At 72.8% G+C, this 21,822-nt stretch carries 17 protein-coding genes and 1 pseudogene; 14 read left to right on the top strand and 4 right to left on the bottom strand.

Annotated features, from left to right (window positions below; all coding sequences use genetic code 11):
- Positions 1 to 36 precede the first annotated feature (36 nt).
- The 9 genes from WA788_RS28625 to WA788_RS28585 all read left to right on the top strand — a co-directional run bounded on the left by WA788_RS28625 (position 37) and on the right by WA788_RS28585 (position 10,491).
- Complete coding sequence (locus WA788_RS28625; RefSeq protein WP_335982126.1) at positions 37 to 2,121, top strand: hypothetical protein; 2,085 nt, start codon at positions 37 to 39, stop codon at positions 2,119 to 2,121.
- Between the two features lie 176 nt (positions 2,122 to 2,297).
- Entirely contained in the window at positions 2,298 to 3,365 is a 1,068-nt protein-coding gene (locus tag WA788_RS28620; RefSeq protein ID WP_335982124.1) for a glucose-1-phosphate thymidylyltransferase, read from the top strand.
- Positions 3,362 to 4,345: a dTDP-glucose 4,6-dehydratase gene (gene rfbB, locus WA788_RS28615; RefSeq protein WP_335982121.1), complete on the top strand. Its 984-nt coding sequence runs from the start codon at positions 3,362 to 3,364 to the stop codon at positions 4,343 to 4,345. Before WA788_RS28620 ends, rfbB begins: the two co-directional genes overlap by 4 nt.
- Positions 4,342 to 5,238 (top strand): dTDP-4-dehydrorhamnose reductase, encoded by an 897-nt coding sequence (rfbD, locus tag WA788_RS28610; protein WP_335982119.1) that lies wholly within the window; start codon positions 4,342 to 4,344, stop codon positions 5,236 to 5,238. The genes rfbB and rfbD overlap by 4 nt, the downstream gene beginning before the upstream one ends.
- Entirely contained in the window at positions 5,231 to 6,763 is a 1,533-nt protein-coding gene (locus WA788_RS28605; protein WP_335982117.1) for a lipopolysaccharide biosynthesis protein, read from the top strand. The genes rfbD and WA788_RS28605 overlap by 8 nt, the downstream gene beginning before the upstream one ends.
- A gap of 20 nt (positions 6,764 to 6,783) precedes the next feature.
- On the top strand, positions 6,784 to 7,512 hold the full coding sequence (locus WA788_RS28600) for a glycosyltransferase family 2 protein (RefSeq protein ID WP_335982115.1): 729 nt from the start codon (positions 6,784 to 6,786) through the stop codon (positions 7,510 to 7,512).
- A gap of 5 nt (positions 7,513 to 7,517) precedes the next feature.
- Positions 7,518 to 7,892, top strand: coding sequence for a DUF2304 domain-containing protein (locus tag WA788_RS28595; protein WP_335982113.1), 375 nt, complete (start codon positions 7,518 to 7,520; stop codon positions 7,890 to 7,892).
- Positions 7,889 to 8,827: a glycosyltransferase family 2 protein gene (locus tag WA788_RS28590; protein ID WP_335982111.1), complete on the top strand. Its 939-nt coding sequence runs from the start codon at positions 7,889 to 7,891 to the stop codon at positions 8,825 to 8,827. The genes WA788_RS28595 and WA788_RS28590 overlap by 4 nt, the downstream gene beginning before the upstream one ends.
- Entirely contained in the window at positions 8,824 to 10,491 is a 1,668-nt protein-coding gene (locus tag WA788_RS28585) for a DUF6020 family protein (protein WP_335982109.1), read from the top strand. The genes WA788_RS28590 and WA788_RS28585 overlap by 4 nt, the downstream gene beginning before the upstream one ends.
- A gap of 33 nt (positions 10,492 to 10,524) precedes the next feature.
- On the opposite strand, the gene WA788_RS28580 is transcribed toward WA788_RS28585, so the two are convergent.
- The 4 genes from WA788_RS28580 to WA788_RS28565 all read right to left on the bottom strand — a co-directional run bounded on the left by WA788_RS28580 (position 10,525) and on the right by WA788_RS28565 (position 16,448).
- Entirely contained in the window at positions 10,525 to 11,313 is a 789-nt protein-coding gene (locus tag WA788_RS28580) for a class I SAM-dependent methyltransferase (RefSeq protein WP_335982107.1), read from the bottom strand.
- Positions 11,314 to 11,437: 124 nt separating this feature from the next.
- The gene (gene rfbC, locus WA788_RS28575) at positions 11,438 to 12,058 is read right to left on the bottom strand and encodes a dTDP-4-dehydrorhamnose 3,5-epimerase (protein WP_335982105.1); all 621 of its coding nucleotides are present in this window, start codon (positions 12,056 to 12,058) and stop codon (positions 11,438 to 11,440) included.
- 189 nt (positions 12,059 to 12,247) lie between these two features.
- Positions 12,248 to 14,323 (bottom strand): glycosyltransferase family 2 protein, encoded by a 2,076-nt coding sequence (locus tag WA788_RS28570; protein ID WP_335982103.1) that lies wholly within the window; start codon positions 14,321 to 14,323, stop codon positions 12,248 to 12,250.
- Positions 14,324 to 14,684: 361 nt separating this feature from the next.
- The gene (locus WA788_RS28565; RefSeq protein ID WP_335982101.1) at positions 14,685 to 16,448 is read right to left on the bottom strand and encodes an FG-GAP repeat domain-containing protein; all 1,764 of its coding nucleotides are present in this window, start codon (positions 16,446 to 16,448) and stop codon (positions 14,685 to 14,687) included.
- A gap of 281 nt (positions 16,449 to 16,729) precedes the next feature.
- Between WA788_RS28565 and galE the strand changes: the two genes are divergently transcribed.
- From galE to WA788_RS28540, 5 genes and pseudogenes are all read left to right on the top strand, one after another.
- Entirely contained in the window at positions 16,730 to 17,698 is a 969-nt protein-coding gene (gene galE / locus WA788_RS28560; protein ID WP_335982099.1) for a UDP-glucose 4-epimerase GalE, read from the top strand.
- A 95-nt stretch (positions 17,699 to 17,793) separates the two neighbouring features.
- Positions 17,794 to 18,873 (top strand): glutamate 5-kinase, encoded by a 1,080-nt coding sequence (gene proB / locus WA788_RS28555; protein ID WP_435130538.1) that lies wholly within the window; start codon positions 17,794 to 17,796, stop codon positions 18,871 to 18,873.
- Between the two features lie 214 nt (positions 18,874 to 19,087).
- Complete coding sequence (locus WA788_RS28550) at positions 19,088 to 19,537, top strand: hypothetical protein (RefSeq protein ID WP_335982096.1); 450 nt, start codon at positions 19,088 to 19,090, stop codon at positions 19,535 to 19,537.
- Positions 19,538 to 19,906: 369 nt separating this feature from the next.
- Positions 19,907 to 21,193: a glutamate-5-semialdehyde dehydrogenase gene (locus tag WA788_RS28545; RefSeq protein WP_335982094.1), complete on the top strand. Its 1,287-nt coding sequence runs from the start codon at positions 19,907 to 19,909 to the stop codon at positions 21,191 to 21,193.
- A 148-nt stretch (positions 21,194 to 21,341) separates the two neighbouring features.
- A pseudogene (locus WA788_RS28540) lies at positions 21,342 to 21,800 on the top strand (SCO2584 family spore wall biosynthesis protein); the annotation flags it as partial.
- Between the last annotated feature and the right edge of the window lie 22 nt (positions 21,801 to 21,822).

The raw sequence follows: 21,822 nt of genomic DNA, 5'->3' as shown, positions 1-21,822 counted from the left end.
ACGTCCCGTTCGACATCGCACTGGAGCAGTCACCCCGTGATCTCAAAAGCCATTCGCCTGGCGCGTGTGGCGTCCGGCGGCGAACTCGCCGCCGCGCTGCTCATGCTCCTCAGCTACCCGTGCCTGGTCGTCGCCGCGCTGCTGCCGAGCCTGTGGTTCTTCGTGGCCGCCGGCGTGGTCAGCTACGCGACCGACTGGTACCTGCACCGGCGCCGCTCGTACCTCATCAACCGGCTGAGCAAGGCCCGGGCCGGGCTGTCGCTGCGCTTCCTGCTGCGTGAGCTGACCCTGGTGCTGCTGATGGCGCAGCTCAACCTGGCCAACAGCCGGGCGTTCTCCGCGGCCATCGTCTGCTTCCTGGTCTTCTACGGCATGCAGGCCCCGCACTCGGCACTGGTCACGCTGATCCGCAACCGCCGCAAGCTGCCGTTCGGCACCCGCAACATCGACCTGGGCGGGATGCGCATCACCAAGGCGCCGCCGACCGCGCTGACCTCGCGTGCCGCGGAGAAGATGCTGCACCTGGACCTGTTCGCGGCGGCCGGCTTCCTGATCTACGCCAAGGCCGGGCACATCGGGTACGTCTACGCCGGTGCCGTGCTGACGCTGGGCCTGGGCGTGCTGTACACGCTGGCGCTGGCGCCGTACCTCACCCGCCGCCGGCTGCCGGCGAAGACGGACGAGGCGCTGGCCTTCATGGACACCTGGCTGCGCTCCTACCGGCCGACCACGGTGCTGTACTTCTCCGGCTCCCCGGACTCCGCGTACCAGGTCAACATGTGGCTGGACACGATGGCGGACCTGCCGGGGGAGCGGCCGCTGGTGATCCTGCGCGAGCGGGCGATCCTGCTCCAGCTCGCCGACACCGCGGTGCCGGTGCTGTGCGTGCCGGGCGCGGTGCACCTGATGAACATGGACCTGTCCACGGTGCGGGTCGCGCTGTACCCGGCGAACGTCGGCAAGAACATCCACCTGCTGCGGGTGCCGAGCATGAAGCACGTCTTCGTCGGCCACGGCGACAGCGACAAGGTCGCCAGCATCAACCCGTTCAGCAAGGCGTACGACGAGGTGTGGACGGCCGGCAAGGCGGGCCGCGACCGGTATGCGCTGGCCGACGTCGGCGTGCGCGACGAGGACGTGGTGGAGGTGGGCCGGCCGCAGCTGGCCGGGATCACCGCCTGGGACGGCTCGGCCGCGGCCGGTATCCCCACCGTGCTGTACGCGCCGACCTGGGAGGGCTGGACCGACGAGCCCGGCAACACCTCGCTGATCCTGGCGGGCGCCAACATCATGCGCGGCCTGGTGTCGTCGGCGACCCCGGTGCGGGTGCTGTACAAGCCGCACCCCTTCACCGGCACCGTCAACCCGAAGGCGAAGCGCGCCCACGAGAAGGTGGTCGCGGTGCTGGCGAAGGCGAACGCCGAGCGCGCCGCCGACCCGGCGTGGGCGGCCCGGATCGCCGAGGGCAAGGCGGCGCAGGCCGCGGCCGGCGCCGAACTCGCCTCGATACAGAGCGAGTTGGACGCGCTGGTGGCCGAGTCGACGGCCGCGGACGGCGACATGGCGACCATGTCCCGCGACTCCATCGCCGACCCGCAGCTGGCCGCGCGCCTCGCGGAGCTGCGCGGCCGCTGGAACGCCGCGTACTGGCAGTCGCTGAGCGCCTGGGAGCACCAGGTCGTCACCGGCCCGATGCCTCACCTGTACGAGTGCTTCAACGAGTCCGACGCGATGGTCTCGGACATCTCCAGCGTGGTGTCGGACTTCGTGGCGACCGGCAAGCCGTACGCCATCACCGACTCCGCCGGGCTGGGCGAGGAGGAGTTCAAGCGGCAGAACACCGCCGCCCGTGCCGCCCTCGTGCTGGACAACTCCGCGGCCCGGGTCGGCGAGCTGGTCACGGCCGTGGTCAGCCCGGAGCAGGACCCGCTGGCCGGGGCGCGCAAGGAGATCAAGCAGTACCTGCTCGGCCCGGACCACCCGACCTCGATCGAGCGGTTCTCGCAGGCCGTGCGCGATCTGGCGCACCGGGCCGACGTGCGCCTGGCGCAGCAGGCCGCGCTGGGCCAGACGGATGACGCCGATCTGTTCGGCGGCCCGGCCGCGCAGGCCACGACCTAGGACCTGGCCGACATCCGGCAGCGTCGGACGCTGCCTGACACCCGTGCCGGCTCCCGGCCCGGCACGGGTGTACGGGAACTGAACGCGCCATGGCGGTCCGGGTATGCTCGCAGCCGGGGGCGCGGGTCGCGACCCGCAGTGACCGCCTCCGACTCCGTCTGCATGGGACACCTAACGTGAAAGCACTTGTGCTCTCCGGCGGGGCGGGCACCCGCCTCCGACCGATCACTCACACCTCCGCCAAGCAGCTGGTACCGGTCGCCAACAAGCCGGTGCTGTTCTACGGCCTCGAGGCCATCGCCGAGGCCGGCATCACCGAGGTGGGCATCATCGTCGGCGACACCGCCGAGGAGATCAGGGAAGCGGTCGGCGACGGCTCCGCCCTCGGTATCGATGTCACGTACATCCCGCAGGAGGCGCCGCTCGGGCTGGCGCACGCGGTGCTGATCGCACGGGAGTTCCTCGGCGACGACGACTTCGTGATGTACCTCGGCGACAACTTCATCGTCGGCGGGATCTCCGGCCTGGTCGAGGAGTTCCGCGCGGAGCGGCCCGACGCGCAGATCCTGCTCACCAGGGTGCCGAACCCGACCTCCTTCGGTGTCGCCGAACTCGACGCGCAGGGGCGGGTGAAGAACCTGGAGGAGAAGCCGAAGCAGCCCAAGAGCGACCTGGCGCTGGTCGGCGTCTACCTGTTCACCCCCGCCGTCCACGAGGCGGTGCGCGCGATCAAGCCGTCCTGGCGCGGCGAGCTGGAGATCACCCACGCCATCCAGTGGCTGATCGACGACCAGCGCGACGTGCGCTCCACCACCATCTCCGGCTACTGGAAGGACACCGGCAACGTCACCGACATGCTGGAGGTCAACCGGTCGGTGCTGGACACCCTCGAGCCGGAGGTGCTCGGCGAGGTCGACGACCAGAGCGAGATCATCGGCCGGGTCCGGATCGAGGCCGGGGCGAAGGTGTCCGGCAGCCGTATCGTCGGCCCGGTCGTCATCGGCCCCGGCACGGTCGTCAACGACGCCTACGTCGGCCCGTACACCTCCGTGTCGGAGAACTGCCGGATCGAGGACAGCGAGATCGAGTACTCGATACTGCTGCGCGACTCCTCGCTGACCGGCGTCCGCCGCATCGAGGCGTCGCTGATCGGGCGCAACGTCGAAGTCACCCCGGCCCCCCGCAACCCTGCCGCGCACCGCCTGGTGCTCGGCGATCACAGCAAGGTGCAGATCTCCTCATGACCGACCGCATACTGGTGACCGGCGGGGCCGGCTTCATCGGCTCCCACTACGTCCGTACGCTGCTCGGCCCCACCGGCCCCGGCGACGTGGCGATCACCGTCCTGGACAAGCTGACCTACGCCGGCAACCCCGCGAACCTCGACGAGGTCCGCGACCACCCCGGCTTCCGCTTCGTGCAGGGCGACATCTGCGACGCCGGGCTGGTGGACAAGCTGATGGCGGAGCACGACCAGGTGGTGCACTTCGCCGCCGAGTCGCACGTCGACCGCTCGATCCTGGGCGCCACCGAGTTCATCACCACCAACGTGGCCGGCACCCAGACGCTGCTGGACGGCGCGCTCCGCAACGACGTGCGGACCTTTGTGCACATCTCCACCGACGAGGTGTACGGCTCGATCTCCGAGGGCTCCTGGCCCGAGACCGACCCGCTCCAGCCGAACTCGCCGTACTCCGCGGCCAAGGCGTCCAGCGACCTGATCGCGCTCGCCTACCACCGCACCCACGGCCTGGACGTGCGGGTGACCCGCTGCTCCAACAACTACGGGCACCACCACTTCCCGGAGAAGGTCATCCCGCTGTTCATCACCAACCTGCTGGACGGCGGCACGGTGCCGCTGTACGGCGACGGCGGCAACGTCCGGGACTGGCTGCACATCGACGACCACGTGCAGGGCATCGACCTGGTACGGAACCTCGGCCGCCCGGGAGAGGTCTACAACATCGGGGGCGGCACCGAGCTGTCCAACAAGGAGCTGACCGGCCTGCTGCTCGAAGCGTGCGGCGCCGGCTGGGACAGCGTGGAGTACGTCGAGGACCGCAAGGGCCACGACCGCCGCTACTCGGTGGACTGCACCAAGATCCGTACCGAGCTGGGCTACGAGCCGCGGAAGGACTTCGCGACCGGCCTGGCCGAGACCGTCGCCTGGTACCGGGAGAACCGGGCCTGGTGGGAGCCGCTGAAGGAGCGCGCCAAACTGTGAAACCGCCGAACGCGACGTGGCTGGTGACCGGAGCCGCCGGAATGCTGGGCCAGGACCTGCTGGTCCGGCTGCGGACCGAGCCGGGGGCCGCGGTGGTGGCCCTGGGCAGCACCGCCCTGGACATCACCGACCCCGAGGCGGTCGCCGCCGCGATCGCCGAGCACCAGCCGGTCCTCGTCGTCAACTGCGCGGCCTGGACCGGGGTCGACGACGCGGAGACCCGCGAGGCGGAGGCCGCGGCCATCAACGCCGACGGCCCCCGCCACCTCGCGCAGGCGTGCGCCAAGGCCGGGGCGAAGCTGCTGCATGTCTCCACCGACTACGTCTTCGCCGGTGACGCGGACCGCCCGTACGCCGAGGACGCCCCCACCGGCCCGCGCGGCGCCTACGGGCGCACCAAGCTGGCCGGTGAGCGGGCGGTGCTCGACACCCTGCCCGAGGACGGCTACGTGGTCCGCACCGCGTGGCTGTACGGCGCGGCGCGCGGCAACTTCGTGCGCACGATGATCCGGCTGGAGGGCGTCAAGGACACCCTCGACGTGGTGGACGACCAGCGCGGCCAGCCCACCTGGACCGCGGACCTCGCCGACCACCTGGTCCGGCTGGGCACGGCGGCGCTCGCCGGGGACGCGCCGGCCGGCGTCTACCACGGCACCAGCTCGGGTGAGACGACCTGGTTCGGCTTCACCCGGGAGATCTTCCGGCTGTTGGGCGCGGACCCCGAGCGGGTCCACCCCACCACCAGCGAGGCGTTCGCGCGGCCCGCGCCGCGCCCGGCGTACAGCGTGCTCGGGCACGACCGCTGGCAGGCGGCCGGCATCGAGCCGATCCGGGACTGGCGCGCGGCGCTGGCCGAGGCGTTCCCCGCCCTGGTGGCAGCCGAACGTGGCTGAGGCCCCGGCCGGCCGGGCCGGCGGGCGGGCCCGGCGGTGGGGGCGGCGGGCACTGGAGGTGCTGCCACCGGGCACCGCGCTGGTCGGCGCGGGCACCGCGGTGCTGGGCCTGGCCAGTTACATCCAGCTCGCCGCCGCCGGTCGGACCCTGCCGTCCGACCGGATGGCGGGGGTGTCGGTGCTGTGGACCCTGGTCTTCTCGGTCGGGCTCGGGCTGTTCTTCCCGATCGAGCAGGAGATGACCCGGCTGGTCGCGGCCCGGGTGGTGGCGGGGCAGGGCACCGGCCCGGTGCTGCGCCGCGGACTGGCCACCTCGCTGGGGCTGCTGGCCGCGGTGTGCGTGCCGGTGGCGGCCCTCGCCCACCCGGTCGCGAACCGGCTCTTCGACGGCAACCTGTCCCTGGTCGGCGCGCTGTGCGCGGCGTTCGGGGCGCTGTCGGTGGCGTACGTGACCCGCGGCATGCTCGCCGGCACCGGCCGGTTCACCGCGTACGGCGCGCAGTTGGCGCTGGACGGGGTGCTGCGGGTGGTGTTCTCGGTGGTGCTGGCGGCGGCCGGGACGCACTCGCCGCTGCTGTTCGCCGCGGTGCTGACGGTGCCGACGCTGCTGTCGGTGGTGGCGACCCTGCCGTGGGTGCGGCGCGCGGCGCGGTACGGCGCGAAGGACGCGGCGGGCCTGCGGGTCGCGGCGGCCGAGGCGGGCCCGGGCGCCGGGCGCCCGGGCCAGGAGCCCGCGCCCACCGCCACGGGGGAGGGCGCGGCGGAGGCGGCGCCGGGCGGGTCGACGGCGCTGCGGCTGTCGCCGCCGATGCCGTGGCGGGCCCTGTGGTCCGGGCTGCTCGCGCTGATCCCCTCCACGCTGCTGGCCCAGTTGCTCGTCAACATCTCGGTGATCAGCGTCAAGCTGCTGGCGCCGGACGACACCGCGTTCATCACCGCGCTGCTGTCCGCGGTGGTGCTGGCCCGGGTGCCGCTGTTCGTCTTCGGTTCGCTCCAGGCGTCGCTGCTGCGCGGGCTGTCCGAGGCCGTCGCGGCCGGCGACCGGGCCGCGTACCGCCAACTGCTGCTGCGTACCGCGGCGTTCACCGGGCTGCTGGGCGGCACCGGCGGGGTGGTGGCGGTGGCGCTGGGGCCGTGGCTGGTGCCGCGGCTGTTCGGGTCGCCCGACCTGCTCGGCTGGACGGACTTCGCCTGGCTGTCGGCCGGCACGCTCTGCTACATGCTCGCCTCGGTGCTCGGCCAGGCGTTGCAGACCACCGGGGGCCACGGACGGCAGCTGCTGTCGTGGGCGATCGGCACCGCCGCGCTGCTCGGAGTGACGTTCAGTCCGTTGCCGATCCGTGACCGGGTCGAGATCGCCTATGCCGTCGGGGCGGCCATCACCGCGATCCTGCTCTCCATCCGGGTGACTTATGCCATCAGGAAGCAACCTTCGCGTCACTTCGACCGTCAAGCTGGGTGGACGGATGCCATACAGGGGGCCAACTTCCCGGAACCCGCGGAGCATCCGCAATCGGTTGAATAGTTGACGAAAGGTGCGCTCCCATGGCGATCTCCAGCGCGCCGCGCCTTGCCGACAAGCGCACCTTCGGTGACGTCTGGCTGATCATCCCGGTCTACAACGAAGCACCGGTCGTGGCCGGCGTGGTGGCCGAGGCGCTGCGGACCTTCCCCAACGTCGTCTGCGTCGACGACGGCAGCGCCGACGGCTCCCCGGCCGAGATCGTCGGCAGCGGCGCCCACCTCGTCCAACACCCCGTCAACCTCGGCCAGGGCGCGGCGATCCAGACCGGGCTGCACTACGCGCTGTCCCAGCCGGGCGCCGAACGGTTCGTCACCTTCGACGCCGACGGCCAGCACCGCGTCGAGGACGTCATCACCATGCTGGCCGTCGCCCGGGCCCGCGCCGCCGACGTGGTGCTCGGCTCGCGCTTCCTGCGGCCCGGCGGCGAACGGGTCGAAGTGCCCTGGACCAAGCGCCTGGTGCTGCGCACCGCGGCCGCGGTCAGCCCCACCGCCCGCCGGCTGAAGCTCTCCGACGCGCACAACGGGCTGCGGCTGTTCAACCGGTCCGCCGCCGCCCAGGTGCACATCACCATGAACGGCATGGCGCACGCCTCGGAGATCACCGGCTTCCTCGCCCGCTCCGACCTCCATGTGGTCGAGTCCCCGGTGTCGATCCGCTACACCGACTACTCACGGGCCAAGGGGCAGTCGCTGCTCAACGGCGTCAACATCCTCTTCGACCTGTCCCTGAACCGCGAGAAGGGCTGAGGCCGGTGCTCATCCAGTTCGTGCTGCTGTCCGCGGTGGTCGTGCTGCTCGCGGTGTTCATGCGCAGTTGGAACACCACCAGGACCCGGGCGTGGAAGCGGATCGCCTTCCTCGCCTTCTGCTTCGTCAACGCGTACGCGGTGCTGCGGCCCGGCGACACCACGAAGGCCGCCCACCTGCTCGGCGTCGGCCGCGGCACCGACCTGGTGCTGTACCTGCTGGTGGTCGGCGTGACCGCGCTGGCGCTCAACACCTACCTGCGGTTCCGCGCCATGGAGCGCCGGCTGACCGAACTCGCCCGTGACGCCGCCCTGCGCACGGCCCACCGCCCCGAGCCCGGGCGGCCGCTGGCCGCCATGGAAGGCGAACGCTCCCAGTGACCGACACGCTCGACATCATGCTGCCCTACTACGGCGACCCCGCGCTGATGCGCGACGCCGTCCGCAGCGTCCTCGGCCAGACCGACCCGGACTGGCGGCTGACCGTCGTCGACGACGACACCCGGCCCGGCGTACCGGAGTGGTTCGCCGGTCTCGACGACCCCCGGGTGCGCTACTTCCGCAACGCGCGCAACCTCGGCGTCACCGGCAACTTCCGCCGCTGCGTGGAGCTGGCCGACTACCCGTACACCGTGCTGATGGGCTGCGACGACCTGATGCGCCCCGGCTACGTCGCCACCGTGAAGGCGGCCCGTGCCGCGATGCCGGGCGCCGCGATGTACCAGCCGGCGGTGCGGGTCATCGACGGCGCCGGGCGGCCGGTGAACACCCTGGTCGACACCGCCAAGCGGCGGCTGTACTCCGCCGCGCCCGACCGGCGCGCCCAACTCGGCGGCGAGCGGCTCGCGGTCAGCCTGCTGCGCGGCAACTGGCTGTACTTCCCGGCCATGTGCTGGCGCTCCGACCTGCTCAAGGAGGTCGGCTTCCGCGCCGACCTGACGGTGGTGCAGGACCTGGCGCTGGTGATGGAACTGCTGCTGCGCGGCGAGCAGCTGGTGACCGATCCGGCGGTCTGCTTCGACTACCGGCGGCACCTGGCCAGCGAGTCGTCCGCGCAGGCGGTCAGCGGCTCCCGGTTCGCCGAGACCCGCCGGCTGCTGCTGGAGCTGGCCGCCGACTTCGACGCGCTGGGCTGGGACCGCGCCGCGCGCACCGCCCGCCGCCACCTGTCCACCCGGCTGCACGCGCTGCTGATGGTGCCGGGCGCGCTGCGCGGCCGGCGGCTGGCCGCGGCGCGGGAGCTGACCGGGCACGCCTTCGCCCGTTCACCCCGCCCGGCGGCGGCGTCGGCGTCGTCGTCGGCGGCGGCCCGGTGAGCGGCTCCGGTCCGGCCGGGGGCTGGCGGGCCGGCGCCCAGGTGAACACCTCCGCGCAGCCGCGGACCGACAGCGCCGGGACCCGCGCCCCGGGGGAGGAGCCCGGCGGGAGCGGCCTGCCCCCGGGCGCCTCCGCGGTGGGGCCGCGCGACGGGTACGGGAGGCGGCGCTGGTCGCCCTCCCGGGTCCCCGTCCCCCTGCGGCTGCCGCTCGCGGTCTACGCCGCCTGCCAGGTGCTGCTGTTCGGCTGGTGGGCCGCCTTCTACCCCGGCCGGATCAGCGGGGACAGCCTCACCTACATCTACGAGGTCACCACCTCCCACTGGCGCTCGGACCACTCGGTCGCCTACGACGGCCTGCTGTGGCTGTCGCTCCGGCTCACCGGCGGCATCGCGGCCCTGACCTTCGTGCAGACCGTCGCCATGGCCGCCGCGCTGGCGTACGTGTGCGTGGCGCTGCGGGACCTCGGGGTGCGCGGGCGGTGGAGCGCGATCGCCGCGGCGGTCGTCGCCGCGGCCCCCATGACCGGCTCCTTCACGGTGTTCGTGTGGAAGGACGTCGCCTACACGATCGCGACCCTGGTCGCCTTCGGCGCCGTGGTCCAGCTCACCGCCCGGCGGCTGCGCCGCGAACAGGCCGTCCGCGACCGCTCCTTCCGCCGCCAGGTGCTGACGCTCGCCCTGGGCTGCCTGGGCATCGGCCTGTTCCGCAACAACGGCTTCCCGGTGATCATCGCCGCCGGGGTGCTGCTGGTGCTGCTGCTGCCGGGCATGCGCCGCAAGATCGCCCTGGCGACCGCGGTGCCGCTGGTCATCACGCTGGCGATGAACAACCTGGTCTACCCGGCGCTCGGCGTCCAGAAGCCGCGCCCGGACGAGGTGTACGCCTTCAACTACGCCGACATCGGCGTGGCCTACGCCAAGCGCCCCGACGTCTTCACCGCCTCCGACCTGCGGCTGATGCGCAGTGTCGCGCCGCTGTCGCACTGGCGCGGCCCGGGCGGCGACTGCCATGTGGCGGACCTGATCATGCACAAGCCGATGGACCGGATCAAGGCGGGCAAGGAGAACGGGCAGCTGCTCGCCCTGTGGGGGCGCATCCTCGAACACCACCCGCAGCTGATCGTCGGCGCCCGGCTGTGCCGCGCCGACATCGCGTGGGCGTTCACCGGCCACACCGGCCTGTACGCCGCCTCCAACCGCCACGTGCTGCACTCGTGGTCGGCGTTCGGCCTGTCCTCGGTGCGGGAGCTGCCGTACCACTCGTCGCTGCACGACGCCCCGCTGTCGTACAAGCTCGACCACCTCGCCACCCGGGCCTACCAGTGGACGCAGGCGCCGCACCGGACTCCGCTGCTGTGGCGCGGGGTGAACTGGACCTACCTCGGCTACCTGCTGGTCGCGGTGGCCGCGCTGCGCCGCCGCAGATACGAGCTGCTGGCGCTGGCGGTGCTGCCGCTCGGCCTCCAGGCCACGGTGCTCGCGGCCAACCCGTCGCCGCTGTGGCGCTACATGTGCGCGGCGCTGTTCGTGGGCATCCTCACGGTGCCGGTCGTCACGCTGGCCGGCTCCCGGCGGCTGCCGTGGGAGCGGGCCGGGCGGGAGCCGGCCCCGCCGCCCGCCGCGGACGGGCCGCCCACCGGGGACGGCCCGGCCGCGGCGTAGGCGGCGGGGCGGCGGGGCGCCGGGAGGCGCCGGTCAGCTCACCGACTCGATCTGGCGGCGGAGCGCGCCGAACGACGAGCGGCCCCGCCGGATGTTGCGGGCCCGGACCAGCGACGGCCAGAAGGGGGCCCGCAGCAGCGTCTCGGGGTTGACCGCGTTCTTGCGGAGCAGCAGCTCCTCCGGGATGTCCTGCGGGTCCTCGGTGGCGTACTCCGCGATGATCTTGTCGTAGTTGTCGCGCAGCACCGTGTTCGTCGGGTCGGCGCCGAAGACGGCGGTCACCCCGGTCTTCACGGTGTCCACGTCGACCACCGTCAGGTCGGGGCGGTAGCGGCGCAGCACCTGGGCGACCTTGAAGACGTCGCCGGCCCAGTCCTTGGTGTGCCGGTCCCGGGCGGCCTCGTCCACGTTGCGCGGCAGCATGTCGTCGAAGACGATCACGCTCGACCAGCGGGAGTGCTTCTCGACGTTCATGAAGTCGCGCAGCGCGTACTCGAAGATGTGCATGCCGTCGATGAACGACAGCTCCAGCACGGGGTCGCCGACCAGCGCCAGCGGGTCGCGGCGGCCCAGCGCCCGGAACGGGTTGCGTCCCGGGCGCAGGTGCAGCAGGGGGTCCTTGCGGCTGAAGAAGGCGTCACTGGTGGCCCGCACCAGGTGGACGTCGCAGCTGATCGACTGGGTGAGCTTGAACGCCGGGTCGATCGCGACGGACGGTACCCGCGACAGCGCGAGGCTCTTCCCGTCGTTGACGCCGATCTCCAGATAGTTGCGCGGCTTGTAGACCTTGTGCAGCCTGCGCAGGAACTCATGACGGTGCACTGGTACAACCCCTCGATGCGTTTCGCATGGTTCGGTGGGAGTGATGGGGCGACGCTAGCGTGTGCTCCGCCGTATCGACATCGTTCAGGAGAACTTTGTCGAATCATCAGACCCTTGGAGGGTTTCAGGCGCCGGCGGAGCTTCCCGGGCCGCCCGACCGCAGCTCGGCGGCGAAGGCGAGGCAGTCGTCGTACGACGGCAGCAGGCCCTGCGCGCGCGCCTCGGCGAGGGTGGGCGCCTGCGCGTCCTTCTCCGACAGCAGCGGCTCGACGTCCGCCGGCCAGGCGATGCCCAGCTCCGGGTCGAGCGGGTTGATGCCGTGCTCGCGCCCGGGGGCGTAGCCCGCCGAGCACAGGTAGACCACCGTCGCGTCGTCGGTGAGGGCCATGAAGGCGTGTCCCAGGCCCTCGGAGAGGTAGACCGCGTGGTGCAGGTCGTCGTCCAGCCGTACGGCCTCCCACCGGCCGAAAGTCGGCGATCCGACCCGGATGTCCACGATCACGTCGAGCACCGCGCCGCGCACGCACTTGACGTACTTCGCCTGGCTCGGCGGCACGTCCGCGAAGTGCACCCCGCGCAGCGTGCCGCGGCTGGACACCGAGCAGTTGGCCTGCGCCAGGTCCAGCCGGTGCCCGAGGGACTCCTCGAAGTCCCCGGCGCGGAACCACTCGTGGAAGCTCCCGCGGCTGTCCGGGAAGATCTTCGGTTCGTGCACGAAGGCACCGGCGATGTCGAGTTGCCGCATGCGGATCACGTCCTTGGGGGTTTCAGCGGGTGGGTCGCAGGGAGGTGCGGACAGGGGAGGGGGAGCCGTCGACGGGCCGGGGAACCGGCCGCGGAACGGGCGCGGAACGGGGCGCCGGAAATCACCCGTGCGGAGGACGGGGCCCCGCCGACAGCGCGGGACCCCGTACGAGTGACAGCGCCGGTACTGCTAGGCGCCGAAGCGCGCGGCCATCCGGCGCAGCTTCCGGCGGGAGCCGGGCGCCAGGCGCCGCATCACGGGGCCGCCGATCCGCTTGAGCATGCTGCGCTTGGCGGTGCGGCGCCGCTGCGCCTGGGCCTCGCGCGCGGTGGCCGGGTCGACCGTGTCCAGGCCCTCCACCGGGTGCAGCCGGCCCCGGTCGTCGATCCGGACCTTTCCGATCTTCAGCTCGGGCCCGGACGTCGCGCCGTCCAGCCGCGCCGACAGCTCCCAGGTGCCCGGGCGCAGCCCGGTGAACGGCGCGGCGCTCTCCTTCAGGTCGGCCGGGCGCAGGTGCACCCGCCCGCCGACCGGCTCCAGCACGGCGGGCAGCCCGGCGAAGGCGGCGTCCGGGCCGGTGCCGCGCAGCACCAGCCAGGCGCGGGAGGCGGCGGTGCCCGGGTGCGAGACCGCGGCCAGCTCCAGCTCCAGCCGGTCGCCCGGCATCCGCAGCACCTCGCGCTTGGCGAGCGCGTCGCCGAGCTTCTTGCCGCGCCGCGCCACGTCCAGCGTCAGGTTGCCGTGCGGGTCGGTGAAGTACGGCACGGTGAGCTGCGCCGGCTCGCCGAGCAGCGCGGGCAGGCACGCCTCGTCCACGCCCGGCGCCCGGTCCGCGCCGAGCCGGGCCTTGCGGACCAGGCCGAGGCCGCGCACCGGCACCCACACGTCCCACATGCCGCGGGCCAGCGCGTCGCGGCCCTTGACCGCCTTGGGGTCGAGGTAGCCGGTGCCGCGCATGACCACCTCGCACAGGGTGCCCTCCGGGCCCCCTGCGACGGTCGGCAGCTCCTCCACGGCGGTCTCGAACTCCGCCGGGCAGGGCCACTCCACCGCGGTCTCCCGGTCGCGGAGGCTGATCTCGGCGCGGTAGCCGTCGATCTCGCCGGTGACGTCGACCAGCTCACCGTCGTCGAGCAGGTCGCGGTGGAAGTCGGGGTGCAGGTAGTAGCGGTCGCCGCGGCGCAGCAGCGCCAGCGGCTTCTTCTCGTCGCCCCACACCAGGCGCGCGGTGACGGTGATGGCGATCCGCCCGTCGACCCAGCGGAAGTCCTCCAGCCGGGCCACGCCCTTGACCGACGCCGCCCGGCGGGCGACCTCGACCAGCTGCTCGCGCCGCTCGTTGCGCAGCAGGGTGGAGCGCACCCGCAGGATCGCGCCGAGCCCGTCGTGCACCCCGTCGTTGACGAAGTCGCGGGCCACGTCGTTGACCGCGTCGATCATCTCGTCGCGGTACTCGGGGCTGTACTTCAGGACGGACGGCTCGCTGAGCCGGCCGAGCATCTCGACCCGGTAGAACCGCCGCAGCAGCTCGTCGCGGAACGCGCCGGGCTCGGTATTGGCGACGACGACGTCCAGCACCTCGCGCAGGTTGCCGTAGTAGCCGGTCGGGATGATCTTCGCCGAGCCGGCGTTCTTGCCGTCGTCGCGCCTGGAGTAGTGGTAGCAGGTGTAGTCGCCGAGGATGGAGACGACCTTCGCGGGGAAGTACGCCTCCATCATGTACAGCTGGTCCTCCAGCCGCCGCTTGCCCTCGGGGTAGGCGATCTTGTTGTCCCGCAGGAACTGGGTGCGGAACATCTTGTGCGGGGTGAGGCTGTCCACGAGGGGCGCGTCGTGGATGGTGCACTTCTCCCGGGTGACCCGGAAGACGCCGTGCGGGACGCCGCGGAAGTTGCTGGCGACCTTGCCGAAGACGATGTCCGAGCCGTTGCGGTGGCCCAGGTCGTACAGCCGGCGCAGCGCGTCGGGCGTCATGTAGTCGTCCTGGTCGACGAAGTGCACGTACTCGCCGCGCGCCTGCTCGACACCGATGTTGCGGGGCTTGCCCGGCCATCCCGAGTTCGGGATGTGGATGACCCGCACCTGGGAGTGCTCCGCTGCGAGCTTGTCCAGTCTCGCGGGGGTGTCGTCGGTCGAGCCGTCGTTGACGAACAGCAGCTCCAGTTCGTCCGCCGGCAGCGTCTGCCCCAGCAGTGACGCAATGCACGGCTCGATGTACTTCCCGGGGTTGTAGACCGGGACGATGACGCTGACCTTGACCGACATCCTTGTTTCCGCCTCGCCTTTCGCAGCGCTGGTTCGGGCCGCTGGTATGTCTGCTGAATCCTACGGCGCCATGAAAAGGGCGCCGCGCCGAGCGCGGCCGTACATCAGGTGTACACCGGCAGTACACCGCACTCTGCGGTCAGACTGATGAGCGGGCGAAAGGATGTATGCCGGCCGCGGATTGTGACGATCGTCACGTCCTTGGAAGCTGCCGGCAGGGGTTGCCCCGGTCGCGGGGGCCGTACGGGACAAGGGCGCCGACACCGGTTCGTACGGTGTCGGCGCCCTTGTGATGCGCCGGTGGATCTCAGGCCGGCCTCAGGCCGGCTTCGGCCGGCTTCAGGCCGGCGTCATACGGTCGTCAGGTCAGGTCGGCGTACTGGCTCCAGCCGGCGCCGCCGATCGAGACCCGCGCCTTGAAGGTGCCGGTGCCGGTGCCCGCGTAGAAGTACAGCCCCTTCGAGCTGCGGGCGAGCAGGTCGGCGATGCCGTCGCCGTTGAGGTCGCCGGGCGCGATGAGCTTGTTGTACTGGCTCCAGCCGGCGCCGCCGATCTGCTTCTTCGCGCCGAACGGGGCGCTCGCCTTGCCGGTCCCGGCGTACAGGAACAGCCCCGCCGAGGAGCGGGCGACGATGTCCGCCTTGCCGTCGCCGGTGAGGTCGCCCGCGCCGACGATCTGGTTGTACTGGCTCCAGCCCGAGCCGCCGACCTGCACCCGGCCCTTCATCGACAGGCCGTTGCCGTCGCCGGCGTAGAAGTACAGCGCCGAGGAGGTGCGGGCGATCAGGTCGCCCTTCCCGTCACCGTTGAGGTCGCCGGGGCCGACCACCAGGTTGTACGACTTCGAGCCGCCTGCGAGCATGTCGTCGTTCACGGCGTAGTCCGCCAGGTTGTACAGGTGGCCGTCGTACAGGCCCTTGCCGATCAGGTCGGACTCGCCGTCACCGGTCAGCGCGGAGACGTGGTAGAGCCGGATCGCGCTGCGGTCGAAGCCGGAGCCCACGTCGTACTTGGCGGTGAGCTTCCCGGTGCCGGTCGCGGCGTAGTAGTAGAGCGTCCCGCCGGGGGTGTTGGCGAAGATGCCGTCCTTGCCGAACGCCGGGGCGGCGCCGCCGCCCGCGAACAGCTGGACGTTGCCCCAGTCGGTGCCGGCCTTGCCGCGGGTCGGGTTGATCGTGCCGTTGCCGTTGCCCTCGTAGAAGTAGAGGGTGCCGTCGTAGGACCGGGCGATGAGGTCCTCGGTGCCGTTGCCGTCGTAGTCACCGCCGCCGACGATCTGGTTGTACTGGTTCCAGCCGGTGCCGCCGATCTGGTACTTCGCGGAGAACGACGGGGTCGCGGTGCCGCTGCCGGTGTACAGCCACAGGCCGGCGGAGTTGCGGGCCACCACGTCGCCGATGCCGTCGCCGTTGAAGTCGCCGACGCCGACCAGCTGGTTGAACTGGCTCCAGCCCGCGCCGCCGATCTGCACGGCGGAGCCGTACGGCGCGCTCGCCTTGCCGGTGCCGGCGAAGAAGTACAGCCCGGTGGTGCTGCGCGCCAGCAGGTCGGGCCTGCCGTCGCCGTTGAGGTCGCCGGGGCTGAAGATCTTGTTGTACTTCTGCCAGCCGGTGCTGACGGTGGTGTAGCCGGCGAGCGCGTTGTCGCCGAGCGGGGAGGAGCCGCTGTGCACCTGGAGCGAGCCGGTGGCGGTGACCGTCAGCAGGTCGGGCCTGCCGTCGCCGGTGATGTCGCCGGGCAGCACCAGGTCCTTCAGCTGCGCGCTGTCGATGGCCGTGTAGTAGCCCTGGTTGCCCAGGTCGAGGGTGACCTCGCCGTCGTCGAACTTGTAGACGAGGTCGTCCGCGCCGTCGCCGTCGAAGTCCGAGCTGTGGACCAGCCCGGTGGCGGTCTGCGGGGTGGTGGTCCGCGGGGTGGCGGTCTTGCCGCCGACCTTCTTCGAGCGGCCGGGCACGCTGAGGTGCGGCCGCTCGGCGGTGACCGACGGCTTCTTGACCGGGCCGGGCACCTGGGAGCCGGCCGCGGCCGCGGTGCCGCTCAGCGCGCCGGTGACCAGCAGGCCGGCGCAGCCGAGCACCGCGCAGGCGGCCGTGCGGCGGCCTGTGCGGCGAAAGGAGTTGGACACGTGTGTGTTCCTTCGTCGAGGAGATCGAGGAGATCGAGGAGTGCGATGCGGAGCGCCACAGCGCCGGGCCACGTGTCGTGGGCATCATCGCGTCACTCGCGGATCGCCCCGACCGCCGAAGTCCCCCCCGGGCGCTCCGACTTCCTGTCCTACGCGCCAATGTGGGGGAAGCGCAAGGCTTTTCTGTGAATCCGGTGAAGATCGGCTGTATCCGAGGTGGCCGCCGGGCGGCCCCGAGCCGTCCCACCGGGTCGGCCGCCGCCCGCTGTTAGGGTGGGACGATGTGGTTGATCACCGGCGGAGCCGGATACATCGGGTCCCACGTCGTCCGGGAACTGACCGCCGCCGGCGAGGGTGTCGTGGTCCTGGACGACCTCAGCGGCGGCGACCCGGCCAGGCTGCCCGCGGACGTCCCGCTGGAGCGCGGCTCGGTGCTCGACCCCGAGGTGCTGGCGCGGGTGCTGCGCGAGTACGCCGTCGACGGCATCGTGCACATCGCCGCCAAGAAGCAGGTCGGCGAGTCCGTCGCCCGCCCGCTGTACTACTACCGGGAGAACGTCGAGGGCCTGCGCACCGTCCTCGACGCGGCCGCCGGCGCCGGGGTGCGCCGCTTCGTCTTCTCCTCCTCCGCGGCCGTCTACGGCCCGACCGACGCCGACCTGGTCACCGAGCAGACGCCCTGCGCGCCGATGAGCCCCTACGGCGAGACCAAACTCGCCGGGGAGTGGCTGGTCGCCGCCGCCGGGCGGGCGCACGGCATCGCCACCGCGTCGCTGCGCTACTTCAACGTCGCCGGCGCGGCCGCCCCGGAACTCGCCGACACCGGCGTGTCCAACCTGGTCCCGATGGTCTTCCAGCGGCTCGCCGCGAAGCAGCCGCCGCTGGTCTTCGGCGACGACTACCCGACGCCCGACGGCACCTGCGTACGCGACTACGTCCACGTCCGCGACATCGCCTCCGCGCACCTGGCCGCCGCCCGCCGGCTGGCCGCCGACCCCGACGCGGCGCTGGTGCTCAACATCGGCACCGGCACCGGCGTCTCGGTGGCCGAGATGGTTGCGGTGATCGGCGAGGTGACCGGCCACACTGATCTCACGCCCGAGGTCGGCCCGCGCCGCCCGGGCGACCCGGCCCGCGTCGTCGCCTCGGCCGAGGCGATCACCCGCGAGCTGGGCTGGCACGCGCGGTACGACGTCCGGGAGATGGTGGGTTCGGCATGGGCGGGCTGGCAGGCGCACCACCCGGGGTGAACGGCGGCGGGCGCACGGCGGGCGGAACAGCGGACAGAGGGACGACGCAGGTGGCAGCGGCGGCACGGCAGGACGTGGTGGAGGCCCGCAGGGTCGTGGTGAAGGTCGGCTCCTCGTCGCTGACCACGGCCGCCGGCGGGCTGGACGCGGACCGGGTGGACGCCCTCGTCGACGTCCTGGCCAAGACCCGCGAGGACCGCGAGGTGGTGCTCGTCTCCTCCGGCGCCATCGCCGCCGGGCTCGCCCCGCTCGGCCTGGACCGCCGCCCCCGCGACCTGGCCCGCCAGCAGGCCGCCGCCAGCGTCGGCCAGGGCCTGCTGGTCGCCCGCTACACCGCCTCCTTCGCCCGCTACGGCGTCCGCGTCGGCCAGGTGCTGCTCACCTCCGACGACGTCAGCCGCCGCACCCACTACCGCAACGCCTACCGCACCCTCGACCAGCTGCTCGCCATGGGCGCCCTGCCGATCGTCAACGAGAACGACACGGTGGCCACCGACGAGATCCGCTTCGGCGACAACGACCGGCTCGCCGCCCTCGTCGCCCACCTGGTCCGCGCCGACCTGCTGGTGCTGCTCTCCGACGTCGACGGCCTCTACGACGGCGACCCGCGCACCCCCGGCACCAGCCTGGTCGGCGAGGTCACCGGCCCCGCCGACCTCGACGGCATCTCCATCGGCAGCGCGGGCCGGGCCGGCGTCGGCACCGGCGGCATGGTCACCAAGGTCGAGGCGGCCGGCATCGCCACCGGCGCCGGGGTGCCGGTGGTGCTCACCTCCACCGTGCACGCCGCCGACGCGCTCGCCGGCCGGCCGACCGGCACCTACTTCCACCGCACCGGCAAGCGCTCCGCCGACCGGCTGCTGTGGCTCGCGCACGCCTCCACCCCGCGCGGCTCGCTGCGGCTGGACGCGGGCGCGGTGCGCGCGGTCACCGAACGGCACAGCTCGCTGCTGCCGGCCGGACTCACCGGCGTCGAGGGCGACTTCACCGCGGGCGACCCGGTGGACCTGCTCGACGAGGCCGGGCACGCGGTCGCCCGCGGGCTGGTGAACTTCGACGCCCGCGAGCTGCCCCGGCTGCTGGGCCGCTCCACCCGCGACCTGGCCAGGGAGCTCGGCCCGGCGTACGAACGCGAGGTCGTCCACCGCGACGACCTCGTCCTGCTGCGCCGGTAACCCCCTCCCGCCGTCCGTTTCGCGCCGACCTCCGCCCGCTCTGGCCCGATCCCGCCCGCTCCGGAGTGGTCCAGGTCACCGTCACCGGCCCCACCTCGGCCAATCTCCGGGAAACGGCCCCGCCCGGCCGCCGAGCCTGGTCAACTGTGAAGCGGAGGAGCCGTCCGCGGGAGCGCGCGGACGAGCTCGGAACGTCACCCACAGGGAGGCCGCGGTGAAACGAGGGCGCCCAGGGCAATCGTCCAAGGGGGCGTCGGGGCGCGCGCTCGTCAGCGTGAGCAGCGGGCCCGACGCGGCTGCCGCCGGGCCCGAGGAGGAGCCGTCCGCCCGGCTCTGGCACGTCACGCTGAGCGTGGCCGGGCCCCGCACCCCGCTCGGCGAGGTCCGCCGCGGGCTGGAGCAGCTCGCGCACGACCATCCGTTCCTGCTCACCAGCCGCTACGCGACCGACCACGCGGAGATCCGCTACTGGGAAGAGGCCCGCGACCTCCACGATGCCGCTGCGCTGGCTCTGCGGCTGTGGGGTGAGCACCGCTCCACGGCGAAGCTCCCGCCCTGGGAGACGGTCGGCCTCGAGGTCATCGACCGCACCACCTACCACCAGCGCCTCGCCGAGGGCTACGGCCCACCCCCCGCCGTCCCCGTAGGCGTCCACCCCTACTGACACCCGGGCGCCCTGTCCCCCCGGGCTGCCCCGCCCTGCCTGTTCCAGGCCCACCCGCCGCTGGTGGGCGTCTCGCGCCGCTCCCCGCGCCCCTTCGGGCCACGAGCTCCTTCCGTGGGGAGGGCCGAGCAAATTCAGGGGCGCGGGGAACTGCGCGCGCAACAACCCACCGGCCCCGGGGCCGGAACTGATCCGCAACCACATCGGCGAGTAGCCGAAGGGGCGCGGGGAACTGCGCGACCAGCCACGGCGGACCGCAAGCTCCCGGCACCCACAGGACGAGGCAGCCCGGAGGGACCCCCCACCGGGAGGTGGTCCCTCAGCCGACAGGACGGGGGCACCCGGGCGGGTCGCGCTACCCTGAACCGCATGGAATTGCCCTCGCCGCTCCCCACGTCCCCGGTGCTGCTCGCCGCCTACCGCGCCCGCGCCGCCGCCGCGGACCTGGCCCCGCAGACCCGCGCGGCGAAGGACGACGCGCTGCTGGCCATCGCGGACGCACTGATCGTCCGCACCCAGGAGATCGTCGCCGCCAACGCCGAGGACGTCGTCCGGGCGCGGGAGGCCGGCACCAGCGAGGCGATCATCGACCGGCTCACCCTGACCCGCGAGCGCGTCGCGGCGATCGCCGCGGACGTCCGGCACGTGGCGTCCCTGCCGGACCCGGTCGGCGAGGTACTGCGCGGCTCGACCCTCCCCAACGGCCTGGACCTGCGCCAGGTCCGCGTCCCGCTCGGCGTCGTCGGCATCATCTACGAGGCCCGCCCGAACGTCACCGTGGACGCCGCCGCGCTCTGCCTGAAGTCCGGCAACGCGGTGCTGCTGCGCGGCTCCTCCTCCGCGTACGCCTCGAACACCGCGCTGGTCACGGTGGTGCGCGACGCGGTCGGCGGCGCCGGGCTGCCCGCGGACGCGGTCCAGCTGGTGCCCGGCGAGAGCCGCGACTCCGTCACGGAGCTGATGCGCGCCCGCGGCCAGGTCGACGTACTGATCCCGCGCGGCGGCGCCGCCCTGATCCGCGCCGTCGTCGAGGGCTCCACCGTGCCCGTGATCGAGACCGGCACCGGCAACTGCCATGTCTACGTGGACGCCGAGGCCGACCTCGACACCGCCGTGCAGATCCTGGTCAACTCCAAGGCGCAGCGCCCCAGCGTCTGCAACGCCGCCGAGACCCTGCTCGTGCACCGCGACATCGCCGACCGCTTCCTGCCCCGCGCGCTGGCCGCGCTCGCCGAGGCGGGCGTCACCGTGCACGGCGACCCGGGCGTGGTCGCGGCCGCGCGGGCGCACGACAGCAAGGCCACCGTGGTCCCGGCCACCGCGGAGGACTGGGAGACGGAGTACCTGTCGTACGACATCGCCGCGGGCGTGGTCGACTCCCTGGACGCGGCCGTCGCGCACATCCGGCTGTGGTCCTCCGGCCACACCGAGGCGATCGTGACCACCTCGCAGGCGGCCGCGCGCCGCTTCACCCAGCTGGTGGACGCCGCGGCGGTGATGGTGAACGCCTCCACCCGGTTCACCGACGGCGGCCAGTTCGGCTTCGGCGCCGAGATCGGCATCTCCACCCAGAAGCTGCACGCGCGCGGCCCGATGGGCCTGCCGGAGCTGACCTCCACCAAGTACATCGTCACCGGCGACGGCCACATCCGCTGACGGCGCACCCGTCGGCCGCCGCCGCACCCGTACCTCCGGCACCGCCCGCGCCGCCCGTACCCCCCCGCCCCGCGCGCTCGGGGCGGGCGGATACCACGGACCCGCCACTGGCGCACAGCCGCCGCACCAAGGGCCGGGAAAGCCCTGCCCAAAAGGGCCCCTTCCGGATTACGCTGAACAGATGCCGGACGATGACGAGTTCGCCTCCGTAGTCCTCGACGAAGAATTCGTACGGTCCGCCCTGTTCCACGAGCCCACGGCCAGGGAACGGGCGCTTGCCGTCGCCGAAGGCCCCGCGCTGCCACCCGGTCGCCCCGGGCGGTACGGAAGCCGGGGCGCCGTGCTGCCCGAGCCGGCGGACGACGACTCCGTGCTGGAGTCGGACGAGCTGTACGCGCAGGGCCACCCGTACCGCACCATCGGCAGCCGCTGGCACCGGCCGGTCGCGTGGGCCCTCGCGGTGGTGCTGGGCGTCGGGGTGGTCGCCCTGACCTTCGCCGCGGTCTACCGCGGCGCGGGCAGCGGACGCACCACCACCCCGCCCCCGCCCGCCCCGCCGATCGGCTCCTCGGCGACCCCGGCCGTCCACTTCGCGCCGCAACCCTGACCCCGCGTCAAGTTGACCGCCA

Source organism: Streptomyces sp. CA2R106, assembly GCF_037034245.1.
Lineage (GTDB): Bacteria > Actinomycetota > Actinomycetes > Streptomycetales > Streptomycetaceae > Actinacidiphila.
This window is presented reverse-complemented; position numbering and strand designations above follow the sequence as displayed.

Bases quoted from the DNA above. Each gene is read 5' to 3' on its own strand.
- WA788_RS28600 (WP_335982115.1), top strand. From the start codon at position 6,784: ATGGCGATCTCCAGCGCGCCGCGCCTTGCCGACAAGCGCACCTTCGGT.
- galE (WP_335982099.1), top strand. From the start codon at position 16,730: ATGTGGTTGATCACCGGCGGAGCCGGATACATCGGGTCCCACGTCGTC.
- rfbB (WP_335982121.1), top strand. From the start codon at position 3,362: ATGACCGACCGCATACTGGTGACCGGCGGGGCCGGCTTCATCGGCTCC.
- WA788_RS28545 (WP_335982094.1), top strand. From the start codon at position 19,907: ATGGAATTGCCCTCGCCGCTCCCCACGTCCCCGGTGCTGCTCGCCGCC.
- WA788_RS28570 (WP_335982103.1), bottom strand. From the start codon at position 14,323: ATGTCGGTCAAGGTCAGCGTCATCGTCCCGGTCTACAACCCCGGGAAG.
- rfbC (WP_335982105.1), bottom strand. From the start codon at position 12,058: ATGCGGCAACTCGACATCGCCGGTGCCTTCGTGCACGAACCGAAGATC.